The following is a 7,766-nucleotide window of genomic DNA, read 5'->3' as shown; positions in this document are numbered from 1 at the left end:
GTGGTTCCGCATGGAACGGAGTTGCCGCTTGTGGCACAGGCCAGCGCGCCCCTGTCACCCCCTCCCAAACCGCAATTGATCGCTTCCATTTCCATTTAGCGCACGGGCGAACGGGTCATAGCCTGTGCTTGTCTGTCTGACCCAAGGAAAGATCAATCCAATGAAAATGACTACTTTCTCCGCCACTATCCTCGCTGGTCTTCTGGTTATTGCCTCCCCTGCATTGGCACAGGACCACAAGATGATGAAACACGACGCCATGGCCATGCAGCCAACCGGCGATCAGGGCCCGTCATCGAAGGCCTTTGCTGAAGCAAACGCCAAAATGCACAAGGACATGGCCATCAAATTCACCGGCGAAGCCGACAAGGATTTCGTCCGCGGCATGATTGCCCACCATCAGGGCGCTATCGACATGGCCAAGGTGGAGTTGAAATATGGCAAGGATGAAGAAATCCGCAAGCTAGCGACGGATATCATTGCCGCGCAGGAAGGCGAGATCAAGCAGATGAAAGCCTGGCTCGCCAAGCACGGCAACTAGCCGCCAAATAAATTACCCGCCGGGTCAGTCCGGCGGGTAGCTTAAAAGCTTCCACTATTCTCAGGAGGCGTTGTGATGCTGCATCTCGAAGGAGGCAGCGCGTTTCTGCATGCTGAGTTCCCATAGACTATGGGCTGCATCGGCATAGGTTGATGTGCCAGCTCTGAATTCTGCTGAGCGCAATGGCAGCAAATCTTCCACGACTGCCAATGTTCTGGCTGGAAGAATATCCGTACAGGTCCAAAGACGCCGGAACACGGCGCTGATCACAACCTGCCTGTCATTGACCTCAATCTGAGGCTCATCACTCCCGAGCTCCCAGTCCTCCAAAGCATCGATGGCGTCCTGAAAGGCACTATGCAATATGAAGGGCGCATGGCCCTCGTGAAGTGGGTGCAGCAAACCAGGCATTCCTGTCTCCTCACTCTTGTGTTGCACTGCCGGGGGCTCCCGGAAACAGAATCATAAGGGCGAGTGGGCGGGATCGGCAAGACAAAACTTTAATACAAGACCGATTAACTCGACATTTCTGATTAAATCGAGTTTTCACTACAGTTTTAAGTATCGATATTGATATCTTTATTATGAAAACCCCTGCAAACTATTGATAATATTTGTTTATGATTCAAACGGTTTAAAGTCTGGCTGGAAACGTTTGCCGTTCCCCTGCCTCTGACGCGACCAGAGGCCTTGCGACAGTTCAGCAACAACAGATTCGAGCTGACATCTTGCCAAAACCGCGTCATTGGCCCATTCATGTCCCGCTATTCGTGATCGAGGATATTGGCACATGACGACAAAACACCTTCCGGTGATTATTCTTGCGGTACTGCTTGCCGGTTGCGGCAACATACAGGGGCAGCTTGACCGCGAAAAGATTTCGTCGTTGCACTATGACACGACCGAGTGCCCTGCCCTGATTTCCCAGAAGAATGCGGCAATGGCACAGATTAGCCAGTTGACCAATGGCAAGGGTTATCAGGACCCTGATGTGATCACCGGCTTTGGCCCAATTCTCCCGGATTATCGCACTGCCAACCAGAAGAAGGCCGGTGTGCTGCAGGGTCAGGTTGATTCCATGACCCGTTCAATCGCCAGAAGAAAATGCGCTGGCTGACCGCCGCGGCGCTGCTCTGGTAATAAAAAAATGGCCCCTTGCGGGGCCATCTCTGTTTTATCCGTTTGATCTCATGTGCCGCGAAGCATCTTGCATAGCGCAACGAGAGAACTGTCATAGCTCATCGAGTTCGATGAAATCTCCGCACAACGGATTCTCAACTTCATGCGGTCCTGTGCAGTAAGGCCTGCCAACCTCGCTGAAATGACGCTGGATTTCACACCAGTGCCTGGTTTGACACCACCGCCGGGCGTTGTGCCTCCACCAATAATTCCGCCACCGATAATTCCACCACCGGGATTGGTTCCTCCAGGATTTGTACCGCCCGGATTCGTACCACCGGGATTCGTACCGCCTGGGTTGGTTCCGCCGCCAATACCAACGCCGACGCCGACGCCAATACCGCCAGTTCCACCAACATTGGCACCAACACCTGCACCAATACCATTCGAACCAATACCAGCACCGAGGCCTGCGGATACACCGTTGGTACCGCCAACATTGGCACCTGCTCCAGCGCCGATGCCGGTTGATGCAACGCTTGCGCCAGCACCGGCCGTCACACCATTGGCACCGCCCACATTGGCGCCGACGCCTGCCTTGACGCCGTTACCAACTTGCGCGCCTGCACCGGCATTAACGCCATTTGCACCGCCGATAGAAGCGCCTGCTCCTGCTGCAATACCCTTTGATCCGCCAACAGACGCATCCGCGCCCGCCTTGATGCCACCGATGTTAGCGCCAATGCCAACGCCAAGGCCGCCATTCTTTGAGCCTCCCACCGAAACGCCGCCCACTGATAATCCTCCGGCGAACGCTGACGTGGAAATAACTGCAAGTATTAAGGAGCTGGCGACGATGCAGCTCGTCTTTTTATAGAACTTACTCATTACAACCTCCCTACCCATTTTCTTATGTTGTCCAAGCCGTAAAACTGAAGCTTAGAATGTTTCTATATGCATGATTATTTGTGATTTATCAATATAATTGTTGTAACTGAAGTTTACATTCCGTATTCATCATACTATTTTAAATAAAAATAAAACAAAGACTCTCATCTGGCGAATCCAGATTAAAATATTAAGCAAAATTACGCGTTTAAAGCTAAACTAGATACGTCTTTTCTTGCTTTAACCTCCTACACTCGACACACACCAGAGACTGGCTGTCGCCTTTAGGAAGCAGCTACGATTTTTTTGATTTTTAGTTTCGCTTTATGTAAAAATTTTTATTTAGATTTTTATTAAACGATGGAAATCAGTACATGATAATTTTTTACAATAACGATATTTTCCATATAAATACGTAACTGTACTTCTGGTATTACACGTTGATGGAGGATTTAGCCAAGAATGATGCTGAACCGCTGCGGCGGCGGCGGGGTCGTTAAAACAGCTTTCTAGACTTTTCCAGGCATCGGCGGAAAAGAGTGATAATTGCTTTCTCTACAGCAACATCAAACCAGTACCAACAATAGCGATGCACACTACATTTGAAATTCTATTTTTATTAAAATCCTCAAGACAATGTAACCAGAGATTAAGCAAGAAGACTGGTGACTATTTGCTAACCAGTTTCTTTAAGTCAGCCGCAATTGTTGAAAGCCTAAGTTCACGACGGTTCAACGAAACCGCGTCAAACGCAACGCTTCAACAGGGATATAAACAATGACAACTCTTTTCACACGTTTTCTCAAGGATGAGTCCGGCGCAACAGCGATCGAATACGGTCTGATTGCTGCCCTCATCTCCGTCGGCATCATTGCTGGCGCTACTTCGCTCGGCACGAGCCTCAGCGGATTGTTCACCAAACTCAGCACTAAGCTCGACGCGACTGTAGTCAAATAAGCATCTATCTGGGGCTGGCTGCCGAGCGGGCAGCCCCGTTCCCCTTTGAGCATCGTTCACAACGGTTCAACGAACCATGTCAAACGCAACACTCAACAGAGATACAAATCATGACAACTCTTCTCACACGTTTTCTTAAGGACGAGTCCGGCGCAACCGCGATCGAGTATGGCCTGATCGCTGCCCTCATCTCCGTCGGCATCATTGCTGGCGCTTCCTCGCTCGGTACCAGCCTTGGAACACTATTTACCAACCTCGGCACCAAGCTCAACGGCGTAACTGTTCCATAAGCATGCATCTGGGGCTGCCTGCCAAGCGGGCAGCCCCAGATAATATTGATGTTTTTACTCAAGTATATTGTTCGCAGTTCAATATTTACAATTGATGCAAAAGCTTGTTTCGTTTCTTCGGTTTGATTCAGAATAACTCTGAACAAAACTGATTGGGGGACGGCATCATGATCTTTGGCATGACCTATTATACTTTCTTCCACGTACTCATCAGCCTTATCGGCATCATATCAGGACTTGTTGTTCTCACGGGCCTGTTGAATTCCGACAGGAAGGATGGCTGGACGCTGATCTTTCTCATTACCACGGTCGCGACCAGTCTAACCGGATTTGGATTTCCCTATAGCGGATTTACACCTGCCATCGGCGTCGGGATCATTTCCATTGTCTTTCTCGCCGCCGCAATCGCAGCGCGTTATCCCTATCGCCTCGTGAATTCGGCGCGCTGGATTTATGTGGTGACCGCAATCATCTCGCTTTACCTCAACGTTTTCGTGCTGGTCGCCCAGTCCTTCCAGAAGATACCACCGCTCAACGCACTGGCCCCTACTGGAACGGAGCCACCTTTCGCCATTGCTCAGGGGATTGTGCTTGTTCTGTTTGTCATTGCCGGATTTGCATCGCTTCGCCGCTTCCATCCCATTATCCGGTAGTGCAAAACTCTCCCAAACGCTCGACAGCGGCATAAAGACCGATTAAATCTTGGCCGCAATTTTGGGGGAGTTCTTTTATGAAATCGATCTATCTTTCGGCGGCGTTTTTGCTCGCCATGCAAACCGTGAGCCACGCGCAGCCAGTCGACAGTTACACGGCAAGGCTTAGTTCGACCGATCATTTCAATTCCAACGGTCAAAGGCTGGACAGCGCCGCGGCGATTATCCGTCAGGACCGTGCCAATTATTATGTTTATGGCAATCGGGATGCCGAGGATCACGGGGACAGCTTCTTTCGCAGCAAAGAAAATCGCGCCCGTCTTGAAAGCATGCTCAATCGTGGCAAATTCACGCCGGGAGCTCGGCGTGCCATCATCAATGGCACACCGCTGATTCATGTCGACATCTACGAGGATTATATCGAGGTTGAGGTCGAATCCGATTAATTGAACGGTAGCCAGACGGCTCCCGGCCCGTCTTGGCGCAAACCAGTAACGGCATCCAATGTACGGGTGGCGGAATTTTGCTTCAAAAAACTGAAATATTAGCTCTCCCGCACCGCTCGGGTCAGTGTTATTATAAGCCTGCTGAATTGTTCTCGAATTGCCACGCCGGTCGAACGTGAATTGGTCCTCACCCCGATTGCAGGCTCAAATCCGTTGACTGTTGCCTGGCCCGGCCCATGCAGGAGAAGGCAATGGATGAGGACGACGACGAGAGAAGAGAGAAAGACGACTACGCACCCTATATGACCCCAGTATGGGGCTATCTTTTTGTTTTCATGATTATTATTCCTATTGTTCTCGTTCTCGGCCGCAAGTTTGGCCGATGAGCTACCGCATTTGCAGGCGTTGCACGAGGCGGTAAACATCTTCGCCAAGCGGACGATCTTCTTGCAGGGTCTCGGAAATGGCGCGAACCAGATCATAGGTCAGGCGCGTACCGCCACCACAATGATGTTCCGGCCGTAGATCAATCGCCTGTGCTGCCGCCAGCATTTCGCACGCCACGACATGGCGCCAAAGATCCAGCATCTCAGCGCATTTTGTCACTGCCAGAAGCGTCTGGGTGGCGTGGTCTTCAACGCCTTCGGAAACGGGCAGGAAATCCAGCAAAACGGGATTGGCCTTGTGGCGGATCGCCCCCATCAGGGCGGTGACGGTTTTCTGCAACGGGACAAACCCTGCCGATGCGCCGCCCACGGGCGAAAGGTAGCGCGGCAGGCCATTGCGGCTGGAACCCGTCAGCTGAATGAACCTGGCAGCACTGGCAAGCGCGGTCTGCGCAACGGCAAGTCCCAGGGTTTCGAAGGCCAGTGCCAGAGAGGGCGTGTGAAAATTGCCCGTTGATAGCACCCTGTTCTCATCGATAAGCACCAAGGGATTGTCTGCCGCTGCGTTGAGCTCAATCTCAACAGCTTCTGTTGCAGCTGTCAGGGCCTGCGCCACCGCGCCGTGGATCGAGGCTACGCAACGCAGGCTGAGCGGGTCCTGAATGGCGGTTCGCGCTTCATGCAGCCACGAGCCCTCAAGCCGTTTGAGAAGCTTTTCCGCTTCCTGTGCCTGTCCTGCGGCGGGACGTGCTTGCTGGATGGCTGGCGTGAGGATCAGCGGATTGCCGCCGAGCCCCTCAAAGCTGAGTGCCGCAGCATCCCGCTGCCACTCAAACAAAACAGTTGTATCGACAACAGCAAGTGTTCCCTTGCCTACTGAAACCGCAGAAGCATTGAGCAGCGACAACCCATCCTTGGGGCCAAGCGTTGAAGGTTCAAGGCCGGCCCTCGATAGGGCTTCTGTGGAAGCAAGCACCTCGCCCTGATATTCTGCCAGCCCCTCGCCGATCAGGGTCTGCGCGATGGCAGAAAGAAGAACAAGATCACCCGCACCGATGGAACCAATGGATGGCACTACGGGATGCACTTCGCTGTTCAGGAGTGCCAGCAAATCATCAAAGACATCAGGCGAGATGCCGGAGCCGCCAACCGCCAGCATGGACAATCTTGCGGCCATCACCGCACGGGTCACATCCCGTGGCAAGGATGAGCCAACACCGACGCCGCGCCCGCGCACCAGTTGCTGCTGGAAATGAAACGTTTCATTGCCCACTGACGTCTTCAGATTGGCACCAAGGCCCGTATTCAGACCATAGATTTGTTGTCCCGTTGCCGCCACCTGATCAAGAACGCTTCTCGCTTTTGCCAGTTTGGCCGAAACCTCTGGCGTAGCCTTCACAGCAATGTACCTGCGCGCCACGGCTTCGATATCGGCAACCGTGACACCTGCCCCTTGGAGAATGAGCGTGCTCATGCAAATCGCAGCCTTTGGCCGATATTGTTCGCCTTGGCCTTCTCAAGCATGGCATAGCCAAGCGCTATGTCGCTGAGCGACAGGCCGCGATGCCAGAACAGAATGGTCTCGCTATCGTTCTCACGCCCCGTTTTGTGACCGGCCACGATCTGGCCAAGCTCCGCATGCAGCGTCTGTTCAGACAGTTTGCCCGCCTCGACATGGGCACGCAATGATCCGAACTTGCCGCCCTTGCACTGCCCCCAATCATCAACCACCAGCTTGTCCATGATGTCGGTCAGTGACAATTCCACTGCACTCATGGTCCCGTAAGGCACCACAAAGGCTCCCGGTTTGATCCATTCTGTTTTCAGCATCGGCGTTGGTTCCGGCAGGCGCGAGGCCTCGACCACAATATCCGCTCCTTCGACACAGGCCTGCCAGTTGTCGACAACGGTTATTGTCTTGCCGAGATCCTTGGAGAGCTTTTCGGCAAAGGCATTGCGGCTTTCCGGGCGGCGCGAATGCACGCGGATTTCATCGAAATCATAGAGATGATCAAGCAGCCGCACATTCCAGTAGGCTGTACCGCGCGCACCGATATGGCCAAGCACTTTTGAGTTCTTGCGCGCCAGATGTTTGGCACCAAGCGCAGTGATGGCGCCGGTGCGCATATCCGTGATCACAGTCGCATCAAGAATGGCTTTCGGTGCGCCAGTGCGCGGATCAAACAGGTTGAGTACGCCGAATTCAGAAGGATAGTTCAGCTTGTAGTTGTCAACGAAGTCGCCAACAATCTTTACTCCGGCCAGATTGAGCGGGGCCACATAGCCACGCAACACGTTAAAATGGCCATGAAACGTTTCATCGGGCTCCAGATGCACGCGCGGCTCGATCACAGTCTCGCCATTGCCCTGTGCTCTAAGCGAGGTTTCAATGGCGCTGAGAATTTCCGCATCGGTCAATGCAAGCGCCTCGATATCGAAGGCATTCAGATAGTCGATATAGATCGGTTTCATACGGTTCTCTCTGC

General features: G+C 52.8%; 11 protein-coding genes. 7 read left to right on the top strand and 4 right to left on the bottom strand.

Features of this window, described 5'->3' with window-relative positions; all coding sequences use genetic code 11:
- Nucleotides 1–160 precede the first annotated feature (160 nt).
- Nucleotides 161–541, top strand: coding sequence for a CopM family metallochaperone (gene copM, locus AB4Y96_RS24625; protein ID WP_441920536.1), 381 nt, complete (start codon nucleotides 161–163; stop codon nucleotides 539–541).
- A gap of 60 nt (nucleotides 542–601) precedes the next feature.
- On the opposite strand, the gene AB4Y96_RS24620 is transcribed toward copM, so the two are convergent.
- A complete protein-coding gene (locus AB4Y96_RS24620; protein ID WP_227986882.1) occupies nucleotides 602–952 on the bottom strand; it encodes a hypothetical protein in 351 nt (116 codons plus the stop codon).
- A 379-nt stretch (nucleotides 953–1,331) separates the two neighbouring features.
- Here AB4Y96_RS24620 and AB4Y96_RS24615 point away from each other — a divergent pair, with 379 nt between their 5' ends.
- Nucleotides 1,332–1,658 (top strand): hypothetical protein, encoded by a 327-nt coding sequence (locus tag AB4Y96_RS24615; protein WP_091884002.1) that lies wholly within the window; start codon nucleotides 1,332–1,334, stop codon nucleotides 1,656–1,658.
- Nucleotides 1,659–1,729: 71 nt separating this feature from the next.
- On the opposite strand, the gene AB4Y96_RS24610 is transcribed toward AB4Y96_RS24615, so the two are convergent.
- Nucleotides 1,730–2,548 carry a hypothetical protein gene (locus AB4Y96_RS24610; RefSeq protein ID WP_441920534.1) on the bottom strand — a complete coding sequence of 273 codons (819 nt, stop codon included), beginning with the start codon at nucleotides 2,546–2,548 and terminating at the stop codon, nucleotides 1,730–1,732.
- 777 nt (nucleotides 2,549–3,325) lie between these two features.
- Here AB4Y96_RS24610 and AB4Y96_RS24605 point away from each other — a divergent pair.
- The 5 genes from AB4Y96_RS24605 (at nucleotide 3,326) to AB4Y96_RS24585 (ending at nucleotide 5,280) form a co-directional block, all read left to right on the top strand.
- Nucleotides 3,326–3,505, top strand: coding sequence for a Flp family type IVb pilin (locus AB4Y96_RS24605; protein WP_091884006.1), 180 nt, complete (start codon nucleotides 3,326–3,328; stop codon nucleotides 3,503–3,505).
- A gap of 110 nt (nucleotides 3,506–3,615) precedes the next feature.
- Nucleotides 3,616–3,795, top strand: a complete 180-nt coding sequence (locus tag AB4Y96_RS24600) for a Flp family type IVb pilin (protein ID WP_091884008.1) — start codon at nucleotides 3,616–3,618, stop codon at nucleotides 3,793–3,795.
- A gap of 179 nt (nucleotides 3,796–3,974) precedes the next feature.
- A complete protein-coding gene (locus tag AB4Y96_RS24595) occupies nucleotides 3,975–4,448 on the top strand; it encodes a hypothetical protein (protein ID WP_441920532.1) in 474 nt (157 codons plus the stop codon).
- A gap of 77 nt (nucleotides 4,449–4,525) precedes the next feature.
- A complete protein-coding gene (locus AB4Y96_RS24590; protein WP_441920531.1) occupies nucleotides 4,526–4,894 on the top strand; it encodes a hypothetical protein in 369 nt (122 codons plus the stop codon).
- 251 nt (nucleotides 4,895–5,145) lie between these two features.
- Complete coding sequence (locus AB4Y96_RS24585) at nucleotides 5,146–5,280, top strand: hypothetical protein (RefSeq protein ID WP_255784423.1); 135 nt, start codon at nucleotides 5,146–5,148, stop codon at nucleotides 5,278–5,280.
- A gap of 1 nt (nucleotide 5,281) precedes the next feature.
- Here AB4Y96_RS24585 and AB4Y96_RS24580 read toward each other — a convergent pair whose 3' ends face one another.
- Together AB4Y96_RS24580 and AB4Y96_RS24575 are read right to left on the bottom strand one after the other, a co-directional pair.
- Nucleotides 5,282–6,754: an HAL/PAL/TAL family ammonia-lyase gene (locus AB4Y96_RS24580; protein ID WP_441920530.1), complete on the bottom strand. Its 1,473-nt coding sequence runs from the start codon at nucleotides 6,752–6,754 to the stop codon at nucleotides 5,282–5,284.
- Nucleotides 6,751–7,752 carry an ornithine cyclodeaminase family protein gene (locus tag AB4Y96_RS24575; protein ID WP_441920529.1) on the bottom strand — a complete coding sequence of 334 codons (1,002 nt, stop codon included), beginning with the start codon at nucleotides 7,750–7,752 and terminating at the stop codon, nucleotides 6,751–6,753. The genes AB4Y96_RS24580 and AB4Y96_RS24575 overlap by 4 nt, the downstream gene beginning before the upstream one ends.
- Nucleotides 7,753–7,766 lie beyond the last annotated feature (14 nt).

The organism is Phyllobacterium sp. TAF24 (assembly GCF_052113785.1).
GTDB lineage: Bacteria > Pseudomonadota > Alphaproteobacteria > Rhizobiales > Rhizobiaceae > Phyllobacterium.
The sequence above is the reverse complement of the archived record's forward strand: the minus strand, read 5'-3'. Positions and strand labels throughout refer to the sequence as shown.

Coding starts and splice junctions, on each gene's coding strand:
- copM (WP_441920536.1), top strand. CDS start 161: ATGAAAATGACTACTTTCTCCGCCACTATCCTCGCTGGTCTTCTGGTT.
- AB4Y96_RS24620 (WP_227986882.1), bottom strand. CDS start 952: ATGCCTGGTTTGCTGCACCCACTTCACGAGGGCCATGCGCCCTTCATA.
- AB4Y96_RS24615 (WP_091884002.1), top strand. CDS start 1,332: ATGACGACAAAACACCTTCCGGTGATTATTCTTGCGGTACTGCTTGCC.
- AB4Y96_RS24610 (WP_441920534.1), bottom strand. CDS start 2,548: ATGAGTAAGTTCTATAAAAAGACGAGCTGCATCGTCGCCAGCTCCTTA.
- AB4Y96_RS24605 (WP_091884006.1), top strand. CDS start 3,326: ATGACAACTCTTTTCACACGTTTTCTCAAGGATGAGTCCGGCGCAACA.
- AB4Y96_RS24600 (WP_091884008.1), top strand. CDS start 3,616: ATGACAACTCTTCTCACACGTTTTCTTAAGGACGAGTCCGGCGCAACC.
- AB4Y96_RS24595 (WP_441920532.1), top strand. CDS start 3,975: ATGACCTATTATACTTTCTTCCACGTACTCATCAGCCTTATCGGCATC.
- AB4Y96_RS24590 (WP_441920531.1), top strand. CDS start 4,526: ATGAAATCGATCTATCTTTCGGCGGCGTTTTTGCTCGCCATGCAAACC.
- AB4Y96_RS24585 (WP_255784423.1), top strand. CDS start 5,146: ATGGATGAGGACGACGACGAGAGAAGAGAGAAAGACGACTACGCACCC.
- AB4Y96_RS24580 (WP_441920530.1), bottom strand. CDS start 6,754: ATGAGCACGCTCATTCTCCAAGGGGCAGGTGTCACGGTTGCCGATATC.
- AB4Y96_RS24575 (WP_441920529.1), bottom strand. CDS start 7,752: ATGAAACCGATCTATATCGACTATCTGAATGCCTTCGATATCGAGGCG.